We start from the raw sequence: 19,630 nt of genomic DNA, 5'->3' as shown, positions 1-19,630 counted from the left end.
CCCCCAGGAGCCATACTCCTCCGCCCCCCCGACCGCTTCCCAGCGGCCCCTCACCACCGTGGAGACAGCTTCATGCGAACCTTGCCGATGACCCTCATCCTCGTCGCCCTCCTGTCGGGCTGCAGCGAGTCCTCCGGCCCCACGGGCGGCACACCTCAAGCTCCCGAAGACGCGGGCGTCACACCTCAGAACCCCGAAGACGCGGGCGTCACACCTCAGAACCCCGAAGACGCGGGCGTCACACCTCAAGACCCCGAAGACGCGGGCGTCACACCTCAAGACCCCGAAGACGCGGGCGTCCCTCCGGAAGAGCCCCTTCCCAGCGGCCCTCCGGTTCCCACGGGCCCTCCGAACGTGCCCGAGTTCCAGCCGGCCTTCCCCGGTCAGACGCGCGCCCCGGCCATCCAGTCGAAGACGGCCGTCCAGGTCACCGAGATTGCCTCGGGCTTCAGGAACCCCTGGGCCATCGCCTTCCTGCCCGACCAGCGCATGCTCGTGACGGAGAAGCCCACCGGCTCGCTCTACATCGTCACCGCCCAGGGCGCGAAGTCTCCCGCCGTCTCGGGCCTGCCCCCTGTGGATGGCCGGAACCAGGGCGGCCTGCTCGACGTCGAAATCGGTCCCGACTACGCCCAGAGCCAGCTCATCTACTGGACCTATTACGAGCCGCGCCAGGGCGGCAACGGCCTGGCGGTGGCGCGCGCGAAGCTCGTCGACGGCGCACAACCGCGCGTGGAGAACGTGCAGGTCATCTTCCGCATGATGCCCACCCTCGAGTCCACGATGCACGCGGGCGGCCGGCTGGTGTTCGCCCCCGACGGCACGCTGTTCGTCACGCTCGGGGAGCGCTCCATTCTCGCGGGCCGGGCGCAGGCCCGGGACGTGAAGAGCCACTTCGGCAAGGTCGTCCGCATCCATCCCGACGGCTCCGTGCCCCGGGACAACCCCTTCGTGAACACCGAGGGTGCCAAGCCGGAAATCTGGTCGGTGGGCCACCGCAACATCCTGTCGGCGGCGCTCGACGCCCAGAAGCGGCTGTGGACGGTGGAGATGGGGCCACAAGGGGGTGACGAGCTCAACCGCCCCGAGGCGGGCAAGGACTACGGCTGGCCCACCATCGGCTACGGCGAGGAGTACTCGGGCGCGCCCATCCACGACAGTCCGCGGGGCCCGGGCATGGAGCAGCCCGTGTACTACTGGGATCCGGTGATGTCCCCCTCGGGGATGACCATCTACACCGGGGACCTGTTCCCCGAGTGGCGGAACAACATCTTCATCGGAGGTCTGTCCAGCCAGGCGCTGGTGCGGCTCATGATGAGGAATGACCGCGTGGTCGGCGAAGAACGTCTCCTGACGGAGCTGCGCGCGCGCATCCGCGAGGTGGTGCAGGGCCCCGACGGCGCGCTCTACCTGCTCACCGACGCCACCAACGGCAAGCTGCTCAAGCTCACGCCGCGCTGAGTCCCGGCGCACCGGTGACGGCGCGCGCTCCACGCTCCCCGAGGAACTCGGCCCTCGGGGAGCGTGCGGGTGTCCGACTACGGAGCCACCCAGCAGGAAGCCCATCCGATATCCGCTGGCCCGAGCAGACTGACGGAGCGGAGCGCGAAATCGGTGGCTCCCATCGCGCTACCGGTTTGAAGGATGAGCGCAATGAAGTCGATGTCAGCGCGGTCTGCTTCGGGAATCAGGAACTTGCCGAGCGGGAAATCGATACAGAACGGACGATGTTCGGGGGTCGTGTTGATGCCGAGTGAGTAGTGGCGCCCCCCCGCGGCGAAGAGGACGATGTTGAAGTTCTCCGATACATCGCAACCATCGAACCAGACCCTGATCCGGTCGTAGCTGCGCGTATCGAGATTGAGCGGAGCCTGATTTCCAGCGGCATCCCTCCCATAGACGAGCTCCAGGCGATGATTCACCTGGAAGCCGGTCTCCAGAATCAGCGGCCCGCCGGGCGGGATGGAGAGTGACGCGGGGCGCTGATGCAGGGGAAGCTCGGGGGCCGCGAGGACGTAGGTGCCTCGGACTCCGCCAAGCATCGTTCCGCTCGAATAGTGCAGGTCCGGAGAGCCAGCGTAGGCGTCGACCTGATATGCGCCGGTGGAAAAGTCATCGACCAGGAGTGACTGTGCGAGCACTTGCGTGGGTGCGAGCACGATGGCGGCAATTCCAACGCACAGTCCGGCAATAAATTTATGTGTATGCATTTGTTCCTCCCCGGTTGAGCCGAGGAGTCCAATCTAACGACTGCGCGTGGTGCACTTCAATGACTACGGGTGAACCCTGCATAGGAGCAGCCCGCCACGTGCGAAGCAGGAACAAAGGCCAACGGGATGCCGATGCAACGGTTCATGGTTCTCCCAGCCGGCCGGCATCATCCGTGTTTGATATCACCCGCCCGCGGGACAGCCTGGGCACGCACGAAGTCAGAGGCGTGCGCCAGGCCATCGAGAGGCGGTGGGCTCAATCAGGCTCCGGGCTAATTCTGCACGGTGCCGCGGCCCGTGAACGGCACACCGCCGATACCCGTCGCTCCGGGCCCACTGTAGGGCGTGGCCGTGATGACCAGGTTGCCCACGCCCAGCGGGACGGTCTGCCCGCTGTCATCCTGGCCGTCCCCCAGATAGTACGGGTACGTGCTGCGGATCCGGGTGACGCCGTTGATGACGAAGCGCACGCTGCCCACGTTCTGCGGATAGGTATTGGCGCGCACGATGAACTGCGTATGGCCCCGCGCCGCCAGGTCGCTGAAGTCGAGCACCATGCCGTTGTGGATGGTTTCAAACCCGGCGATCGGCTGCTTCGTGTACGCATCGAGGAGCGTGAAGCTGTCCACCCGGCTCACCGCGTTGGGCAGCGCGGGGCTGGTGGCATTCACCGTCACGGTGTTCCCGCCGAAGGTGCGCACCTGGAAGCCCTGGAAGGGGGTGCCATCGCGCAGGCGCTCGGGATACAGCCGCGACCAGTCCTGGAGCGTGCGCAGCGCGTAGAGTTCGCCCAAGCGCAACGCGTTGTCATGGTCGCTGCGGTAGTGCACGCCCGCGAAGAGGCGCGCCATGCCGACGTTGGACGTCAGCTTGTCCAATTCGTCGAACATCATCAGCGTGCCGCTGTAGGGCACCAGCGCGGTGCCATCCGCGTTGGGCACCTGCGGGTTGATGACAGGGAAGTCCGCGTAGAAGGCCTTGAGCGCCGTCACTCCCGCGCCGATGTACGTGGAGTGGCCGGAGCCGTAGGCCGGGTGGAGGGGGCTGCCCTCGGGAAAGGTCTGGCTCAGCAGGTACGTGCCGTCCGAGCCCAGTCCCCGCGCCACGTTGCGCTCCAAGTTCCGCTGAAACACCCGCTGCAGCACGGGCGCGTTGAGCAGCTCTTCCGGGATGGGGTAGGTGCGCTCCCCCCACTTATGGATGTGGACGAGGCCGCCGTACTCCTCGGGACGCAGCCGCCGGTGCACCTGCCACTTCTGGAACCACTGCGCGCGCAGCGTCGTGTTCGTCACCAGCGAGGTGACGGACTGCACGTCGCTGTTACCGAAGGTGACGAAGGGCTCCTGCTTCGCGTAGGTCCGGTAGGGGTTGTTGGGGTCCTCCGCGCGCGGGGAGGACTTGGGGTCCGGGTCGTACCTGCCATCCGGCAGGAAGTCCCCCTGCCGCGCCAGGAGGAAGGCCGCGTTGAGGCTGGACTGAAGCGGGTAGTCGAAGTGCACCCACTCGGCCAGGTCTCGCCCGTTGCGGATGTAGCGGCGGACCGGGTCGAAGTCCTCCAGCGTGTCCGTGGGGTCCGCGGGCAGCGCGCCATTCTGGATGGCGCGCCACTCGTTGTATGCGGTGACACGGTCGTCCCCGGCGAAGCGCGTCCAGATGCGCTGCTCCATCGGCTGGTGCGCCGTGGGCTCCACGCCCACGGGAGGCGGGTTCGTCTCCGACCCGATGGCCAGCGGGCCGCCGCCGACGGGCACCGTCTTCAGCAGGAACTGCGAGACGTACGGCCCCTGCACCGCGCCGGGAAGGTCCGCCCGGAAGAGGGTGGCGGGCCTCACGAAGCCACCGCTGTCGCGAGCCCCCCGGTAGACGCGCGCCTGGGTCAAGGCAATCGCGGCCGAGGAGATGTCACCGTCGCCGCCGTACTGGTCGAAGCGCACATCGCGCACCTGCGACATCCAGTACAGCTCGATCATCTCGCCAGAGACCTCGGCGCTGTTGAAGTCGGGCGCCGGCCCCAGGGTGATGGCCTGCGGGTCCGCGCCCTCCAGCACGTAGGAGAAGCCCGCCTGCGGATTGACGAGCTTGCGTGGACCCTCGAGCACCACCGCCTCCAGCTTCGCGGGGTCCCCGGTGAGCAGGGCATCGAGCAGCGCGTCGAACTGCGTGACGCTGGTCTCCCCCACGGTGTTGTGGTTCAGGCCCTTGGTGTAGACGGCCCACCTGCCGAAGTCCTGCAGGTCGTTGTTGTTCTGGTGGGTGGCCTGCGGCTGGCCCCGCTGGAAGGCGGAGGCGGCGTCACGCACCGCCTTCGCCTTGTCCGGCCGCGTCGAGTCATTCACCACCTGTGCCTGCGCGGCCGGGGCCAGCAGCGCGAGCAGCAAGGGAGTCACGCCAGGGTTCAATCGCATCAGGGGCTCCTCGCAGTGAGAGAGCCGGGCCGATGGTTGCGCGAGATGTCGGTTCGGGAGGCCCGGGGCGGGCGCTCCCTACCGGGCCTTCGCGCCCTCTGGCACTCCAGGGTGAGTCACCGCCGGACGCATGACATTCGCGTGTTGAGAGATGCGACAGTCGGGGCGGAAACTGCCGACCCGTGCACAATCCTCCAGGAACAGGTGAGGAGCGCGACATGAACCCCGTGGACCCCAAGACGCGAATGGCGCGTGCCCTCGTCTCGCTGGACGGACTGTCCGTCGGGGATTCGTTCGGCGAGCGATTCTTCGTTCCGCGCGAGCTGGCACAGTCGATGGTGGAGCAGCGTGACGTACCCCGCGCGCCGTGGAGGTACACCGACGACACGGAGATGGCGCTGGCCATCGTCCAGGTGCTGGAGGACCACGGCCACGTCGACCAGGACGCGCTGGCGCGCCTCTTCGCGACCCGCTACCGCAAGGACAAGAACCGGGGCTACGGCGGGACGGCGCACGACATCCTGCAGAAGATGGGCCTCGGGATGCCGTGGCGCGAGGTCTCCGGCGAGGTGTTCGAGGGCCAGGGCTCCATGGGCAACGGCGGGGCCATGCGCGTGGCGCCGCTGGGGGCATACTTCGAGGGAGACATGGGCCGGGTGGTGTCGGAGGCGCGAGCCTCGGCGGAGGTGACGCACGCGCACCCGGAGGGACAGGCGGGGGCGATTGCCATCGCGGTCGCCGCCGCGTGGGCGTGCCAATGGCCGGACACCCGCGGCTCGCCGAGGGAGCTCTTCGACGTGGTGCTGGACCTCACGCCGGACGGAGCGACCCGTCGGGGGATTGAGAAGGCCCGGGCCTGGTCGCTCGATGCGAGTCCCTCCTCGGCGGCGCGCGAGCTGGGCAGCGGGCAGAAGGTCATCTCCGAGGACACCGTGCCCTTCGCCCTGTGGTGCGCGGTGAGGCACCTCGACTCCTACGAAGAGGCCCTCTGGACCACGGTGGCCGGCTTCGGAGACCGGGACACCACCTGCGCCATCGTGGGTGGAATCGTCGCGCTGAGCGCAGGCGCCGCATCCATCCCCGCGACGTGGCGCTCCGCCCGGGAGCCCTTGCGCCGGCGGGTGTGACGGGCCTCCCGCGCAGCGGAGCGCGGCACCTTCCGGCCGGTGCCCGCTCCGGTTTCAGGGCTGTCGCGAGGGGTCAGGTCTCGATGGCGATGGACTGGATGCCAACGAGGTCGCCGCACGAGGTACGTCCGACGAGGAAGACCCGCACCCGGGCCTGGTCGGGGCTGCCCGGCGGCGCGTGCAGCGCGACGTAGATGACGTCGGTGAGCTGGGTGTTGAACGCATTCTCGATGTTGGCCGCGGCCCACGGGTCCGCGCTGCTGCTCGACGGCTCCAGCGCACGGAAGTAGTTCGAGACCACGCGCACCTCGGCGGTGTAGCCCCACGGCACGTCGGCCAGCGCCAGCACCGTGGCGGCGGTCGGCGCGCTGCCGCCCTCTCCCGGCCACGACACCAGCTCGACGGGGAGGTCGCTCTCGCTCATGAGCAGCACGTGCGGCAGCTGCGGCGACACCGCGTTCGACCACATCGAGGTGCAGGTGGAGGGGCCGCCCTGCGCGTAGGTCTTGAGCGCGTTCATCGTCACCGGGCCGATGCCGTCCGTCGCCGCCACCGCCGCCAGCGACGTGTACGGGCGCCCGGCGATGAGGTCATTGGCCTGCGCGCCAGCGACGCCGTGCGAGGTGAGCTGCGCGTACGTGGCCTGATTGGCGAGGTCCAGCGCCGTCACCGCGGTGGGCTCGTCGAACGTGATGCCGTCGAACGTGCCGGCAAGGCAGGTCTGGCCATGCAGGCAGTTCCACCACGGCAGCGCATGCGCGCGCAGCTGCCCGAGCGTGGCGGAGCCGACCCAGGAGACAGCCCCCATCTGCGCCACGCGGGTGTACGGGCGCCCCGCGTACAGGTTCGTCGCGGCGCGCGCCTCGAAGAGGTTCTGGAGCGTGGCCGAGTCGGCGTGGTTGACGCCCCACACCACCGACTCCACCTCCCAGCCGCGGAAACTCACGCCTTCGACCGTCTCGCCCGTCGGCGCCGGGTGCACCGCCGAATACGTGTCGAGCTGCTGCAGCACCGTGTCATCGACGTAGGGCACCGCGTCGAGCTCGGCGATGGAGGAGAAGAAGGCGTCGTCGCCTGACGGAGAGACACCGTCCGCGCCGTCACGGTGGGCGGTGATGGCGACCGCCGCCCAGGGGTGGATGCCCACCTGGTTCTGGAGCACGCCGACGACGTTGCCGGGGTAGTTGACGAAGTCGAGGACGCGCGCCTGGGCCTCGGGCGAGAGCTGGAGCGCGGCGGCGGAGCGGGCCGTCTCAGGACCGTCCAGGGGTGCGACGTCGGAGCAGGCAGCGAGGGACAGCAGGGCGAGCGGAACGAGGCGTCTCATGGCGGAACTCGATTGTGTCGGGACTGTCACGGGATGCGCGAAGAGCGCGCAACCGTTCCAGCCTCAGCGGACACGCGAGCCGCTGTCAACGCCACGAGTATCGTCCCGCGCGCCTCACCGGGTGCCATCACGCGCGCCAGGTGCAACAGGGCGCCTCCCGGTCCCACGGTTGAACGGACCGGGAGTGCCCTCGGAGTCTCACTGAATCGACAGGGCCCAGGAGTAATTGCCGTTCGTCCCGATGGAGGTCAGCGTCGCCTTGCAGGTAGCGGACGTGGTGCCCCGTTGGGTGCCCGTTCCCTTCGGCGTCCAGTACCCAGAGGTGCCCAGAATCGGGTTGGGGGGTGTGTAGAGACTGCTGAGATTGAAGCTGCAGGTCTTGATGCCGTCAGAGTAATCGAAGGCGACGGCGGTGTTGTTGCCACAATTCGTCTGGTGCGCGACCGAAATCGAGTTGGGGGGAACCGAGCCAAGGCTCGGGATGATCGCACCACACGTATTCAGTCGGAGAGGGCTGATCGAACCGGTGGTGATCTGGTTCTGGATGGTGAAGGTGATGGTCGCCGCCTGAGCAGAGCCCATGCCCAGTGCGGCCACCGAGAGCGCGGCGAGCAGTTTGATGTTTTTCATGGCTGGTCTTTGAACAGAAGGAGCCTGCCTCCCATTCAAAAGCCAGACATCTTCCAGAAACCCCTGCTCACCCAAGCCACCCTGTTGGATATTTACAATGACACACACCACCCGAAGGGTGATGCCAGGGAAGACAAAGGAGCCAGCTGGACCGCGGGAGGACAGCCTGACCCGTGGAGCGTCTGGCTGCCTGAGCGCTCCAGTTCCATGGCGCGCGCTCCACGCTTCCCCGATGACTCGGACCACGGGGCGACGAGGAGGGCCGCGGCCAGCGCCGCCCGAGCCCGCTCGATGGCGTCGACATGCCTTTGCGCACCGTCTGGCACTCGGTCCCCCGGAGACACACGCTCGGGTAACGTGACCGCTCCCCACTCGACGCCCCGGGAGGTCTCCGCCGTGCCTGGTAAGCCCCCCGCCGAAATCGACCTCACGCCAACGCTGGTGCACGCCCTGCTCGCCGAACAGCACCCCGACCTCGCCGGGCTGCCGGTGCGGTGGGTCGCGCACGGCTGGGACAACGCGACGTTTCGGCTCGGGGAGGACCTGGCGGTCCGGCTCCCCCGCCGTGCCTCCGCCGCGCCCCTGGTCGAGCACGAGCAGCGCTGGCTGGGCGTGCTGGCCGCGCTGTGCCCCGTACCGGTGCCCGCGCCGGTGCGGACAGGGCGGCCGGGTGCCACGTTCCCGTGGGCGTGGAGCGTCGTGCCGTGGTTCATCGGGCGGCACGCCGCGGACGAACCGGTCGCCGCCCGCACCCCGTGGGCGGGCACGCTCGCGGAGGCCCTGGCCGCCCTGCACGCGCCCGCCCCGGCCGAGGCGCCGGTGAACCCGGTGCGAGGTGGCTCGCTCGCGGGGCGGTCCGCGGCCCTGGCCGAGCGACTGGCGGGCGGACACCTGGACCGGGTGCTACCCGACGCCCGCGCGCGCGCCGAGGCGCTGTGGCGCGACGCCCTCGCCGCGCCCGCCTGGCCCGGCCCACCCCTGTGGCTGCACGGCGACCCACACCCCGCGAACCTGCTCACCCACGACGGGCGCCTGGCAGCGCTCCTCGACTTCGGGGACCTGACCGCCGGGGACCCCGCGTGCGACCTCGCGACCGCCTGGCTGACATTCGACGCCACCGGTCGAGCGGTGTTCCAGGCGCGCAGCGACGCGCTGGCCGACGCCGCGGGCCCGCCCGACCCGGGCCGATGGCGCAGGGCCGCCGGCTGGGCGCTGATCATGGCATCAGCGATGGTCACACACGGCGACGACGACCCGGTGATCGCCGCAATCGGCGAGCACGCACTGCGCGACCTGCTGGCCGGCTGAGCACTCACCGCGCCGCGCTGAGCGGGCCATGCACCGAGAGCCGGGGCTGGTGAACCCGGCCCCCGGTGCTCACCGCCGGGAGAAGCCATTCGCCCCACCTCCGGACGGGCTTCAGGGTCTTGCGGTCCGTCGCCTCTCAACTACAGACGTCGGAGCAGGCGCTGCTGATGGTACAGCCCTGGGCTTCCTGCTTGCTGACGGCGTCCTCCCGAGCGAACCGGCAGGCCTTCTTGCAGCCCCCCAGGAACGTGGTGGAGCCGAACCCGACGATGCTGCACGACGTACCGTCGGCCCTCACGCCCGGGCACGTGGACTGGCAGTTCCTGGCCATCTGATGGACCTCGCCGTCCTCCTCCGACGTCACGTCGTCGGCCGGACGAGGCTCCGTGGTCGGGTCACCAGCCTGGGGTGCCGGCTCGTCCATCGCGGGACCGCAGCCTGCACCGAAGAATCCCAGCACACCGAAGACGGCCCACAGCATCACGTGTCGCTTCATGGCTTCTCCCTATTCGCTGGTGAAGGGCGTGTTTCCAGAACGCCCGTCAACCCGGATACACGGAGAGTGAAGTAGACTCAATGACTGCGGGTACGAGTTTGCAGTTGTCACTCGATTGTGTTTGCTTCCTGATTTCCCGGATTTGCTATTGTTTGATTCTCGATATCCGTGCCTGGCGCTCCCGTGACGCTCCCGCCGCCGGTGGGCGTCACGCCGCCTTCCGCACGGGAAGCTGCTGGAGCGCGCCCACTTGCTGCTCTCGTCCCGGAATGTCCTGGGCGATATCGAGCGCGCGCTGGAGGTCCTGCCAGGCGTCCTCCGGCCTCGGGCCCTGCACGGCCTTGGAGGCCCGCTCGAACAGGGACCGATGAAGGCGTACATGGCCCCCCTCTTCGGAACGACCTCCATCCCAGGCTCTCGGAGGAATGGGGCGTGTTGAGGGTGCGAGCCCGCGGGACAGCGCGGCGCGCAGTGCGGTCGCTCGTGACTCAATTGTCCACTAATCGACGAAGTCGGTACCGTGAGGTTATCCCCGGTTCAGCGTTCGCCCCTGGCGCTGGACCTCTCTCCTACGGGCCAAGACATCTCCGCCATGTACATCTTCGACGAATCACTCTGGCCGCTGGTCCTCATCCAGCGCGTGGACTCCACGACGGATGAGGAGATGGACAGCATCCTTCGGACGCTCACCCGGCTCATCAACCGACGCGAGCCCTACGTCCAGGTGATTGATTTCACCCGGGCGCGTCCGCTGACCCATTCCCAGCGCATGAAGCTGGCCGAGCATCAGGAACAGAACGCCGCCGTGGCCCGTGAGTACTGCAAGGGCTTCCACGTGGTCATCAACTCGGCCACCGCGCGACTCGCCAGGGCCGTCACCAGCTTCGTCCGGCCGTCCCTGGACCAGCCCGAGGAGTTCTCGTCGCTGGCCGATGCGCTGGAGAAGGCCGCGGTGAGGTTCGAGCAGGCAGGCGTTCCCAAGGGGGCGCTCGTCGCCCGCAACCAGTTGCGACGGCTGAAGGCCCCCCAGGCCCCGAGCGGCGCGGGTTCCGCTCACGGGTGATCACCGCAGTCATCCGAGGAGCCGGGGCCCCCGGGTCAGGACCCGAGGGCGCCCCAGAACAGCACCGCGAAGCCCCCGAGCTCACCGGCAATCAGCGCGACCATGGAGGCGAACATCATCGCGGGCGGAAGCTCGGCCCGCCCGAGCTTGTGGGGACGCGCGAACTGGTTGTCCGTGTCTCGCAGGACGCCGTGGACGACGTAGCTGGAGAGCCCGAACGCGAAGAAGCCAATCACCGAGACGACGGCGGCCAGCTCGACGCGTGCGTCCAGGGTGCTGAGGACGACGAAACGCTCCACGACGAGGCACGCGAACGAGTACAGCAACGCGGCCCGGTGCGCGATGTCGACATAGGTGGAGGCCTGGGCCTTGGGGCTCCGCGCGATCTGCGCGTACTTCCAGACGCCGAACGACAGGCCGGCCAGCAGGAAGCCGCCGGCCGCGAAGACTGAGATTCTCTGGGCGAGGTCCATGAGGCGAGTGTGGCGACTCCGCGCTCTCGGTACTTGTACGAACCGGCTACGCTGCGGCGAATGATTCGAGCGCGCATCGAGCTGTGGAGCGACAGGGTGCTGTCCATCTCGCGGCTGGGACGCGTGGCCGTCCATGCGCACACGGGCGCGGCGCTGCTGGTGGGCATCGACGGCCCGTTCGGCTTCCGGCTCGGGCTGCCCGGCGAGAAATGGCGGACCGTCGAGCACATCGTCGTCGCACCCGGGTGCCCACACGAGCTGGAGTGTGGTGAGACACTCATGGGCGTGCTGCACCTGACCCCGGGCCAGATCGACCACCGTCAGCTCTGCGAGCATGCCGAGCTGCCAGCCTTCGAGGGACTCCACGTGCTGGGCCCACCCCGGCGGCGGCGTGAAGAGCTGCGGGCCATCTTCGCGGGTGAGCTGTCCGCCGCCGAGCTCGAGGCCTGGGTGGCGCGACAGGTCGGGCCTCCTCCGGGGCGATATGCGAGCGACGCCCGGGTGGAGGAGGTGGCTGCGTTGATTTCCAATCAGCCGGATGCCCTGTGGCGGCTTCCCGCGCTCGCCGCGCGCACGGGCGTCTCCGCGTCACGCCTGCAGCACCTCTTCCGCGCCGAGCTCGGCGTCACGCCACGTCAACTGCGCACGTGGCAGCGCCTGCGTGAGGTCTGCCGGCGATTCGCCGAGGGCGAGAGCCTCACGTTGGCGGCCCACGAGGCCGGGTTCGTCGACTCCGCGCACATGAGCCGGGCGTTCCGGCACCTTCTCGGCATCGCGCCCTCACGCGTGCTGTCGGGAGGGACGCGCCTGCGGGTACACGAGGGTTGAGGCGCGCCCCACTTGAGCCCACTACAGGCAGACGCACGTCCGGGTCGAGGTGCTGCACCTGCCGCCCGACGAGCCGCCGCACTGGCTGTCCGCGGTGCAGGTCTTGCCCCGGACACAGGCGAGGGGGCCGCAGTCCGGGTCCGAGAAGCACAGTTCGGAACAGCAGCCATCCTGGCCACAGCCGCACACCTGGAGGATGGGGCGGCAGGCCGTCCAGACCCCGTTGCACGTCACACCGCCCAGCGAGGTGGCAGTGGCGGGAGTAATCGAGCACTGGCCCTCCGTGCCGCTGCACGTGGTCCAGCTTCCACAGTAGATGCTCGCCTTGCAGTCCCCATTCGAGACCGCGGACTCCTGCGTCCGCTCGTGCTCCTCGGAAAGCGTGGCCGTCTCCTGGGGGGCCGGGTCCATGTTGGGCCCACCATCACAGGCGCTCAGCATCATCCCCAGCGCGACAAGAATCCCGGCGACAGCTCTCATGGACGGCTCCGTTTCATGACTGGATGGATGACCGCGGTTCATCCCGCGGCCTCGCCCGCGTAGGCAGACGCCGTGCCAATCCGGAGCCCCTCGAAAGAACGTGGTGCGGCAACGGAGCTTGTGACCTGCCCCGCAACAACCCAACTACATCTGTAACATGCAGGGCTACACGTTCTTCTCGACGTCCCACCGCGTGGTCGAACCTGGCCCCCCGGCGTGAAGTCGACCGCGCTGCCCTGACACGGGGCGTGCGGCTCAGCTCCCCGCGCGCAGCCGGGTAATGGCCTCCGCCACGGAGCCGGGCGCGGGCGTTACGCCGAAGAAGCGCGAGAGCTCGGCCTGGGCCTCGCGGGCTTGCGTCGCGCTGATGCGCCCCTCGCGCTCCAGCCTCGCGATGATGACGCTGGCGCGGGTGCGCAGGGTCTCCGGCTTCTGGGCGGGCAGCCAGCGGCGTGGGGCGGGCAGCATGCCCGCGAGCATCGCGCTCTGCGCCACGCTGAGCGCCCGCGCCGAGGTTCCGAAGTGCTCGCGCGCCGCCGCCTCGATGCCGTACACACCATCGCCCCACTCCACGACGTTCATGTACAGCGTGAGGATGTGCTGCTTGGACAGGTGGGTCTCCAGCCGGCGGGCGAGCAGCAGCTCCTTGGCCTTGCGCAGCAGGCTCCGGTCCGTGGAGAGGTAGAGGTTCTTCGCCAGCTGCTGCGTGAGGGTGGAGGCGCCGCGTCCCAGCCGCGCCTCGCGCACCGACTGCTCGAGGGCGTTCTCCACCTCAACCCAGTCCACGCCCTCGTGCCGGTAGAAGCGCGCATCCTCGGAGCTCAGCACGGCGTCCACCACGTACGGGGACACCGCGTCCAGGGGCACCCAGGCCTGGCGCACTCGGGGCTTCTTGCCCGCCTCGCGCGCCTCCTCGGCTCGCTGCGCCATGAGCGCGGTGGTGCGCGGGTGCTGCGTCAGCAGGAGGCTCACGTCGGGCAGCCGCGCGTACTCCACGCTGAGCCAGAGGACGAGCAGCAGCCACCCGCCGAGCGCCCAGCGCCCCCAGCCCGAGCCGGAGCGCTTCGCCACGACGCGCCGGGCGCCGGAGGAGAGCTGCTTCGTCTTCTGCGTCCGGATGGACGAGGCTCGCGTGGGGGGCGGACGGGAGGCCATCGGTGTAGGCACATGTGCCCCGAGAAACGGCCGCTGTCCAGAAGACGGCCGGAGAGGCACGCGGCAGTCCGTCCTGGCCAGGACGCCGTGCCCGGACGCTCACTTGAACATGGAGATGAGCTCGGTCTGCTGTGCCTCGCTGAGCAGCGGTCCGGTGCCACCCTTCAGGTTGTCCGCCTGTCGGTTCGGCTTGCCCGTGGCGGGGATGACGGCGGTCACCGCGGGGTGGCTGATGGCGAACTTGAGGAACAGCTGCGCCCAGGAATCGACGCCGACCTCGGCGGCCCACCCCGGGAGTGGCCGGTCCGCGACCTGCGCGAACAGCTTCCCGTCCTCGAAGGCGCGGTTGACCAGCACCGCCACGCCGAGTTCTTGCGCCATCGGGAAGAGGGAGCGGGCCGCCTGGGGCGAGGCCACCGAGTAGTTGATCTGCAGGAAGTCCGGCTTCTCGGCGCGCACGATGCGCTCGAGCTCGGCATGGCCGTTCTCGCGGTAGTGGGTGAGGCCGATGTACTTCGTCTTGCCCTGCGCCTTGAGCTCTCGGGCGTAGGGCAGTTGGATTTCCCAGGCGCGCAGGTTGTGGACCTGGAGCAACTCCACGCGGTCCGTCTTGAGCCGGCGCAGGGACTCGGCCCACTGCTCCTTCGCGCTGGCGAGGTCGTCGGCGGCGATCTTGGTCGCCAGGAAGCAGCGCTCGCGAGAGCCGCCCTCGGCGAGCAGCGCCCCCAGCACGGTATCGGCCGGGCCGTAGTTGGGCGAGGTGTCGATGAGGCGTCCGCCACCGTCGAAGAAGACCTTCAGCACCTGCTTGAGCGCGTCGTACTCCGGCGTGCCGGCGCTCACCTCGAAGCTGCCAGAGGTGCCCATGCCGATGACCGGCACCTGCTCGCCCGTGGAGGGAATCGCACGGGTGAGCAGCGAGCCACGCGCGGGCGTGGCCCTGGCCGCCTCCGCGGATTGGGTCCGCGGGGCCGTTGGGGCACTGCCGCCCTCGCTTCCGCGCCTGCAACCGGCGAGCGGCCCGAGTGCGAGGCCAGCGAGTGCGAGGCCCGAGGTGGTGAGGAAGTCACGACGGCTGGTCATGGGGAGTCCCGCCTTTCGGGTGGGAGTATCGGAGGAACATCCCGAACTCGCGGGGACAACTCTTCCGGCCGCGCCAACTACTCGACAGGGTCCAGACGGCGCCTCTCGCCGGAGCACTCCCGGCAAGAGGCGATCGAGGCCTGGACGTCAGTCGCTGACCCAGCAGAACCAGGGGTTGGGTGCGCCCTGGCAGTAGCACTCGCCCAGAGCGCCATTGGACCACTGGCAGCCCCTCGACGAGTCAAAAATACAGGACCGGGTCTGGAGATACTCGCAGCTGTCGAGGAGTTCGGCGGAGTGTTGACCGAGCTGCTCACCGCTCTCGGCACCCTCCGTCACTTCCGTTCCACCACAGCCCATCCCGAAGACAGAGACGACGGCGACCATCGCGAGCCCGCGAAGCCACATGATGACACTCCTTTTCCCTGGTGAGGTACTGATGCGACGGCGGCACAGCTGGCGATACGCCGCCTCTCGCCGGAGCGCTCCCGGCGAGCGGCGGCCAGGGCACGAGCCCTACTCGGTCATGCAGACCCAGTCGTTGAAGGGAATGTTCTGGCAGAAGCAATAGCCAATGGTGCCATTGGCCCACTGGCAGCCGATCTCCGTCTCCGGCCGACAGTGGCGGCCCGAGAGATACTCACAGCTCTGAATGAGTTCGGCGGAGCCCTGACCGAGCTGCTCACCGGTTTCGGTGCCCTCCGTCACTTCCGCTCCACCACACCCCATCCCGAAGACAGAGACGACGGCGAACATCGCGAGTCCACGAAGAGACATGATGACACTCCTTTTCGCTGGTGAGGTGCTGATGCAACAGCGTGTAGCAGTGCCGGTCAAGGAGTCTCTGCAATTCGCGATGTCACCGCAAATATTCGCATACAGCGGTCTCAGTGTATGAGATTGCGGAAGGAGGCCGCGCCGCTTGTCTTCGTCCACTCCCCGAAGGGGTCGAAGAAGTCGACGAGGTCTCCCGTCGTCGCATCCCGGTACTCCCATTCGGAGCCCTGCTGTCTGGCACGGGTGACGCGAAGCCACGCGGAGTACTCGCGGCAGGTGAAGGAAACCCCACCGAACGCCGGTCCGAACCAGAGTTCCACCCGGGTCCTCCCCTCTCCTAGAGGAACGGTCTTCACCAACTGGAACACCTTGGGGGGCGCGAAAGCCCGCAGTCGATACTGCTCCACGAACTCCCAGGAGGCGCGGTGGATACCGGGCTCTCGTTCAAACGCTTCGACTCCGGAGAACCGGATGCGGATGAAGGCACGGCAGCCCGCCTCCTGCTTCTCCCAATGGTCCGCAACGACGACGAACGCGCCGGACCCGGGATGGAACTTGTAGTGGATGAGCAGACATTCCTCGAGACAAACCAGCTGCTCGTCATCCAACGCAATGCTCTTGCCACTCACTCTGGAGGCCCTCTTGGATGTGTGTGTCAGTATCTGCCCGGCCCAGCCCGCGCCGGCTCATGACCGGTGAGGCCCACTCCCCTCCCCCGAGTTCCCGATGTCTCCATCCATGCGCGAGCTCATCGAGCAGCGCCTCTCCGAGCTGGACGCCGAGATTCCCAGTTACTGGGAGGAACAGCTCCGCAAGCTCATCCGCCCGGACACTGTCGACGTCTTCATGCAGGTGTGCCATGCGAAGCCGGCGGAGAAGCTGAAGCACCAGGCACAGACGCAGTCACTGCTCTACTTCCTGACGCTGACGTCCAACGGCTCCCACATCACCCAGCCGCTGGGCGTGCGCGCCGTGCGCCAGTGGATCGACGGAGACTGGCGCGAGCCGTGGCCCCTGCCAGAGCCGCTCCCCTCCGAGCCCGGCCGCCTGCGGGAGGCACTGTCTTCTCCCGAGCCCCTCGTCCGCGCCTCCGCCGCGGCGGCGCTCGGGCAGCTCGGCGAAGAGGCGCGCTCCGCCGCCGATGACCTGGTGGCCTGTCTGAAGGACGAGGACGCGCGGGTGCGGCTCTGGGCCACCTGGGCCCTGGAGGGGCTGCGTCCGACGGCGCCCGCCGTGGCCGACGCACTGCGGGCCGCGCTCGGCCCCGCGTCCCTCGTCGAGCGGCTGTGGCTGACGTGGGCCCTGGTCCGGCTGGCCTGCGACGACGAGCAACTCAGCGAGTGGTACTGGCACCACGAGCCCCCGCCCACTGCGGCGCTGCCCGACGGCACGGTGGAGTCCCTTCGGCCCGCGCTGTCGCACCCGGACCTCCGCGTCCGGCGGGAAGCCGCCGACCTCTTCTCGTTCCTCGGCACGGCCGCGCACCCCGCGGCGGAGGAGCTGCTGCGGTTGGTCGAAGACGAGGACTTCGCCACGCGCTACTCCGCGCTCCTCTCGCTCGCCAATCTAGGCCCCGCCTTCCCAGCGTCGCTCCCCCGGGCGCTCGCCCTGCTGGAGTCCGACGCCGATGATTCCGTCCGGGCCGCCGCCCTGGAGGTCTGCGCCCGCTTCGGCCTGGAGGCGCTTCCCGCGCTGGTGCGAGCACTCGACGACTCGGGACTCCGTGCCCGTGCCGCGAAGGCCATTGGCGACCTCGGTCCCGCCGCGGCACCGCTGGCCCTGGACGCTCTCATCACCCGGCTCGACGCTCCGCCCCTGGAAGTCCCCGAGGCGCTGGGCCGGCTGGGCCCCTCCGCCCTCGCCGCGACGGAGCCGCTCGCCCGGCTCGTGGTCCACGAGCGCGATACCCAGGTGCGCTGTGCGGCGGGCGAGGCGCTCCGCGCGCTCGGAGCCGACGAGGTCGCGGCGCGGGCCGCGTGGGAGCTCGCCTCCCGGATGCGGGCCTCGCCTCCCTCCACCTCCCCAGGAATCGTGAGCCGGGGCCACTTCTACGTCCTCGCCGCGCTGGGCGCGCCGGCCGTGCCCGCGGTGCTCGCGCTGCTCGAGGACGGAAACCCGCTGCTCACCCATGAGGCGCTCAGCGCGCTGGAGCGCATGGAGGTGGAGCCGCGCGCGGCGGAGCCCGGGCTCATCGCCCTGGTGGGCTCGCCCGATGTGGAGTTCCGCTACCGGGCCGCGGCGCTGCTGGAGCGCATGACGCCTCCCAGCGACGCCGCGCGCGCGGCCCTGGCGGCGCTCCGCGAGCGCGAGCGCCGCCGGAAGTGACGCTCAGGCCTTGGCGGGCTTGCCCTGCGCGTCCTTGCCCTCGTCGCGGCCGTGCACCGCGGCCGGCGGGCTGGTGGCCTCCACGGCGGAGAACGTCTCCAGCACCTTGTACGTGTGGCTGGAGCCGCGCGGCACGAGCCACGAGTCACCCGGGTTGAGCAGGATGACCTGTCCCTCGATGTGCAGCTCCGCGCGGCCCTTCAGCACGAAGCCCACCGTCTCGTAGTCGCGCGCCGTCGCGGGCGGCGCCTCCCCTGGCGGCTCGTCCTCCCAGAGGCGCATGGACAGGCGGATGCCGGACGCCAGGTACTTCTGCCCCATCTCTCCCTTCGGCGAGTGCCGACTCTCGACCTTCTTCACGCTGGTGTCGCCCATGCCTTCGTCTCCTTCGCCTGCGGCGGGTGGGTGGCGGCGGATGCGCCGCACTCATGCCGACAAGGTAAGGAACGAGGCCGGCCGTCGGCGGGTGGACACCGTGAGTCCGCCTGCTCGCCGGGCCAGGGGCCACAAAGACGAAGGCCCAGCCTCCCTGTGGGAGACCGGGCCTGAACAAGCCTCAAGGGTGGCTTGGTCTCAGCCGCCGACCGCGCGGACGTTCTGGGCCTGCAGGCCCTTGGGGCCGCGGGTGACCTCGAACTCCACCTTCTGCCCCTCCTGGAGGGTGCGGAAGCCATCCATGTTGATGGCGGTGTGGTGGCAGAACACGTCCTCACCGTTGTCCTGCGCGATGAAGCCGAACCCCTTGGCGTCGTTGAACCACTTCACAGTACCGATTGCCATGTGACCTTCTTCTTTCTGCTTGTGGCGGCCCGGACCTTCCGGCCCCCCGTGAGGAGCGGACATCGCCCCAACACCGAGACGACAATCCACCTCGGAGGCCGAAGTCCACCACCCCCCCTCCCCGCTGGGCGAGCAGGCGTCGGGCGGCGAACACTCCAAAGCAGAGCATCGCTCGGTAGGAAAACCTGCCGCGCCTCCCCACCATTCCGAGTCGGGAGGCCTTCCGCTCCGCCTTCACACTTCTTCACGGGGGCGCGGGCGTGCCCTTCACACCCGCCTTCTACCTTCCTGCCTGTCAACAACGCCGGCCCCCGCGACGGTCCGGCCTTTTTCGGGAGCAGGACCATGTTCGGATTCTTCTTCGGGACCGCGTGCCTCGCGGGCCTCATCTACACGCTGCGAGCACGCCGTCACTGGCACCACCTGGGAGGCCGCTGGGGCCGCGCGCGGCTGCGCTGGCTCTTCGAGCGCCTGGAGACGTCCCCGGGCCAGGAGAAGGTCATCCTCAAGACGGCGGACGAGGTGATGGAGGCCTTCTCCAAGCTGCGCGACGAGATGGACCCGAGCCGCGCCGCGCTCGGCCGCGCGATGCGGGGCGAGCAGTTCGACGGGGCCGCGCTGCGCGAGCTGTTCGCGCGCCATGACGTGGCGCTCGACAACGTGCGCCGCACGCTGCAGGGCGGGCTCGCGCAGGTGCACGAGGCGCTGAACCCGCGTCAGCGCCGCGAGCTGGCGGACCTCCTGGAGCAGAGCTTCGGCCACGGCTGGCGGCCCGGCTACGGGTACAGCCATGGCTGGCACCCCAGCTACGGGTACGGCTTCGGCCATGGCCACGGCCGCTGCGGCGGGCGGGGAGGCTGGCACCGGGATGCTCCCCCGATGGTGTGAGCCCCGGCCTCCACCCCGATTCGAACGAACACCCTTCTCGAAGGAGAGAGCCCCATGCGCCGTCACCGCCTGTTGATTGTCCTGCTCGCCCTGGGAACCGTCGGGGGCTATGCCTCCGGCTTCGCCAGCCTGGCCCGCCGCCACCACCACCACCGCTGCCATACCGGCGCCTGGGGAGAGCGCTGGGACTCCCGCTGGGACTCGCGGGGGCACCCCGGCTCCTGGGAGCCTCATGGGTACCGGGGGGATGACGCCCCGCCCGCCCGATTCACCTC

The 19,630-nt window shown here is 69.2% G+C and carries 22 protein-coding genes; 8 read left to right on the top strand and 14 right to left on the bottom strand.

Features of this window, described 5'->3' with window-relative positions; translation table 11 throughout:
• The first annotated feature begins 72 nt into the window (after nucleotides 1-72).
• The gene (locus tag HG543_RS36835; protein ID WP_169349604.1) at nucleotides 73-1,461 is read left to right on the top strand and encodes a PQQ-dependent sugar dehydrogenase; all 1,389 of its coding nucleotides are present in this window, start codon (nucleotides 73-75) and stop codon (nucleotides 1,459-1,461) included.
• A gap of 77 nt (nucleotides 1,462-1,538) precedes the next feature.
• Here HG543_RS36835 and HG543_RS36830 read toward each other — a convergent pair whose 3' ends face one another.
• Nucleotides 1,539-2,210, bottom strand: a complete 672-nt coding sequence (locus tag HG543_RS36830; protein WP_169349603.1) for a hypothetical protein — start codon at nucleotides 2,208-2,210, stop codon at nucleotides 1,539-1,541.
• A gap of 272 nt (nucleotides 2,211-2,482) precedes the next feature.
• A complete protein-coding gene (locus tag HG543_RS36825; RefSeq protein ID WP_169349602.1) occupies nucleotides 2,483-4,615 on the bottom strand; it encodes a phosphatase PAP2 family protein in 2,133 nt (710 codons plus the stop codon).
• 218 nt (nucleotides 4,616-4,833) lie between these two features.
• Here HG543_RS36825 and HG543_RS36820 point away from each other — a divergent pair, with 218 nt between their 5' ends.
• Nucleotides 4,834-5,742, top strand: a complete 909-nt coding sequence (locus tag HG543_RS36820) for an ADP-ribosylglycohydrolase family protein (RefSeq protein WP_169349601.1) — start codon at nucleotides 4,834-4,836, stop codon at nucleotides 5,740-5,742.
• A gap of 73 nt (nucleotides 5,743-5,815) precedes the next feature.
• Here HG543_RS36820 and HG543_RS36815 read toward each other — a convergent pair whose 3' ends face one another.
• Both HG543_RS36815 and HG543_RS36810 read right to left on the bottom strand, forming a co-directional pair.
• The gene (locus tag HG543_RS36815) at nucleotides 5,816-7,069 is read right to left on the bottom strand and encodes a nuclease A inhibitor family protein (protein ID WP_169349600.1); all 1,254 of its coding nucleotides are present in this window, start codon (nucleotides 7,067-7,069) and stop codon (nucleotides 5,816-5,818) included.
• Nucleotides 7,070-7,267: 198 nt separating this feature from the next.
• Entirely contained in the window at nucleotides 7,268-7,699 is a 432-nt protein-coding gene (locus HG543_RS36810; protein WP_169349599.1) for a hypothetical protein, read from the bottom strand.
• A gap of 396 nt (nucleotides 7,700-8,095) precedes the next feature.
• Between HG543_RS36810 and HG543_RS36805 the strand changes: the two genes are divergently transcribed.
• Nucleotides 8,096-9,007 carry an aminoglycoside phosphotransferase family protein gene (locus HG543_RS36805; protein ID WP_211194406.1) on the top strand — a complete coding sequence of 304 codons (912 nt, stop codon included), beginning with the start codon at nucleotides 8,096-8,098 and terminating at the stop codon, nucleotides 9,005-9,007.
• Nucleotides 9,008-9,143: 136 nt separating this feature from the next.
• Here HG543_RS36805 and HG543_RS36800 read toward each other — a convergent pair whose 3' ends face one another.
• A complete protein-coding gene (locus HG543_RS36800; RefSeq protein ID WP_169349597.1) occupies nucleotides 9,144-9,503 on the bottom strand; it encodes a hypothetical protein in 360 nt (119 codons plus the stop codon).
• 208 nt (nucleotides 9,504-9,711) lie between these two features.
• Nucleotides 9,712-9,840, bottom strand: coding sequence for a hypothetical protein (locus HG543_RS56555; protein ID WP_281404505.1), 129 nt, complete (start codon nucleotides 9,838-9,840; stop codon nucleotides 9,712-9,714).
• A gap of 255 nt (nucleotides 9,841-10,095) precedes the next feature.
• Between HG543_RS56555 and HG543_RS36795 the strand changes: the two genes are divergently transcribed.
• Complete coding sequence (locus HG543_RS36795; protein ID WP_169349596.1) at nucleotides 10,096-10,566, top strand: hypothetical protein; 471 nt, start codon at nucleotides 10,096-10,098, stop codon at nucleotides 10,564-10,566.
• Nucleotides 10,567-10,601: 35 nt separating this feature from the next.
• On the opposite strand, the gene HG543_RS36790 is transcribed toward HG543_RS36795, so the two are convergent.
• Entirely contained in the window at nucleotides 10,602-11,039 is a 438-nt protein-coding gene (locus HG543_RS36790; protein WP_169349595.1) for a hypothetical protein, read from the bottom strand.
• Between the two features lie 60 nt (nucleotides 11,040-11,099).
• Between HG543_RS36790 and HG543_RS36785 the strand changes: the two genes are divergently transcribed.
• Complete coding sequence (locus HG543_RS36785) at nucleotides 11,100-11,867, top strand: AraC family transcriptional regulator (RefSeq protein WP_169349594.1); 768 nt, start codon at nucleotides 11,100-11,102, stop codon at nucleotides 11,865-11,867.
• 21 nt (nucleotides 11,868-11,888) lie between these two features.
• On the opposite strand, the gene HG543_RS36780 is transcribed toward HG543_RS36785, so the two are convergent.
• The 5 genes from HG543_RS36780 to HG543_RS36760 all read right to left on the bottom strand — a co-directional run bounded on the left by HG543_RS36780 (nucleotide 11,889) and on the right by HG543_RS36760 (nucleotide 15,991).
• A complete protein-coding gene (locus tag HG543_RS36780) occupies nucleotides 11,889-12,347 on the bottom strand; it encodes a hypothetical protein (protein ID WP_169349593.1) in 459 nt (152 codons plus the stop codon).
• Between the two features lie 255 nt (nucleotides 12,348-12,602).
• Nucleotides 12,603-13,502 (bottom strand): monofunctional biosynthetic peptidoglycan transglycosylase, encoded by a 900-nt coding sequence (gene mtgA, locus HG543_RS36775; RefSeq protein WP_169349592.1) that lies wholly within the window; start codon nucleotides 13,500-13,502, stop codon nucleotides 12,603-12,605.
• A gap of 99 nt (nucleotides 13,503-13,601) precedes the next feature.
• On the bottom strand, nucleotides 13,602-14,585 hold the full coding sequence (locus HG543_RS36770; RefSeq protein WP_169349591.1) for an aldo/keto reductase: 984 nt from the start codon (nucleotides 14,583-14,585) through the stop codon (nucleotides 13,602-13,604).
• 516 nt (nucleotides 14,586-15,101) lie between these two features.
• A complete protein-coding gene (locus tag HG543_RS36765) occupies nucleotides 15,102-15,362 on the bottom strand; it encodes a hypothetical protein (RefSeq protein WP_169349590.1) in 261 nt (86 codons plus the stop codon).
• A 110-nt stretch (nucleotides 15,363-15,472) separates the two neighbouring features.
• Nucleotides 15,473-15,991 (bottom strand): hypothetical protein, encoded by a 519-nt coding sequence (locus HG543_RS36760; protein ID WP_169349589.1) that lies wholly within the window; start codon nucleotides 15,989-15,991, stop codon nucleotides 15,473-15,475.
• A 97-nt stretch (nucleotides 15,992-16,088) separates the two neighbouring features.
• Here HG543_RS36760 and HG543_RS36755 point away from each other — a divergent pair, with 97 nt between their 5' ends.
• The gene (locus tag HG543_RS36755) at nucleotides 16,089-17,687 is read left to right on the top strand and encodes a HEAT repeat domain-containing protein (RefSeq protein WP_169349588.1); all 1,599 of its coding nucleotides are present in this window, start codon (nucleotides 16,089-16,091) and stop codon (nucleotides 17,685-17,687) included.
• Nucleotides 17,688-17,690: 3 nt separating this feature from the next.
• Here the strand turns inward: HG543_RS36755 and HG543_RS36750 are convergent, their stop codons facing one another.
• Nucleotides 17,691-18,062 carry a cupin domain-containing protein gene (locus HG543_RS36750; protein ID WP_169349587.1) on the bottom strand — a complete coding sequence of 124 codons (372 nt, stop codon included), beginning with the start codon at nucleotides 18,060-18,062 and terminating at the stop codon, nucleotides 17,691-17,693.
• 198 nt (nucleotides 18,063-18,260) lie between these two features.
• On the bottom strand, nucleotides 18,261-18,467 hold the full coding sequence (locus HG543_RS36745) for a cold-shock protein (protein ID WP_169349586.1): 207 nt from the start codon (nucleotides 18,465-18,467) through the stop codon (nucleotides 18,261-18,263).
• A 345-nt stretch (nucleotides 18,468-18,812) separates the two neighbouring features.
• Between HG543_RS36745 and HG543_RS36740 the strand changes: the two genes are divergently transcribed.
• Together HG543_RS36740 and HG543_RS36735 are read left to right on the top strand one after the other, a co-directional pair.
• The gene (locus HG543_RS36740; RefSeq protein ID WP_169349585.1) at nucleotides 18,813-19,355 is read left to right on the top strand and encodes a periplasmic heavy metal sensor; all 543 of its coding nucleotides are present in this window, start codon (nucleotides 18,813-18,815) and stop codon (nucleotides 19,353-19,355) included.
• A 54-nt stretch (nucleotides 19,356-19,409) separates the two neighbouring features.
• Nucleotides 19,410-19,630 (top strand): hypothetical protein (locus tag HG543_RS36735; RefSeq protein ID WP_169349584.1); only part of this gene is annotated, 221 nt, incomplete at its 3' end.

It is taken from the genome of Pyxidicoccus fallax, assembly GCF_012933655.1.
Taxonomy (GTDB): domain Bacteria; phylum Myxococcota; class Myxococcia; order Myxococcales; family Myxococcaceae; genus Myxococcus; species Myxococcus fallax.
The sequence above is the reverse complement of the archived record's forward strand: the minus strand, read 5'-3'. Positions and strand labels throughout refer to the sequence as shown.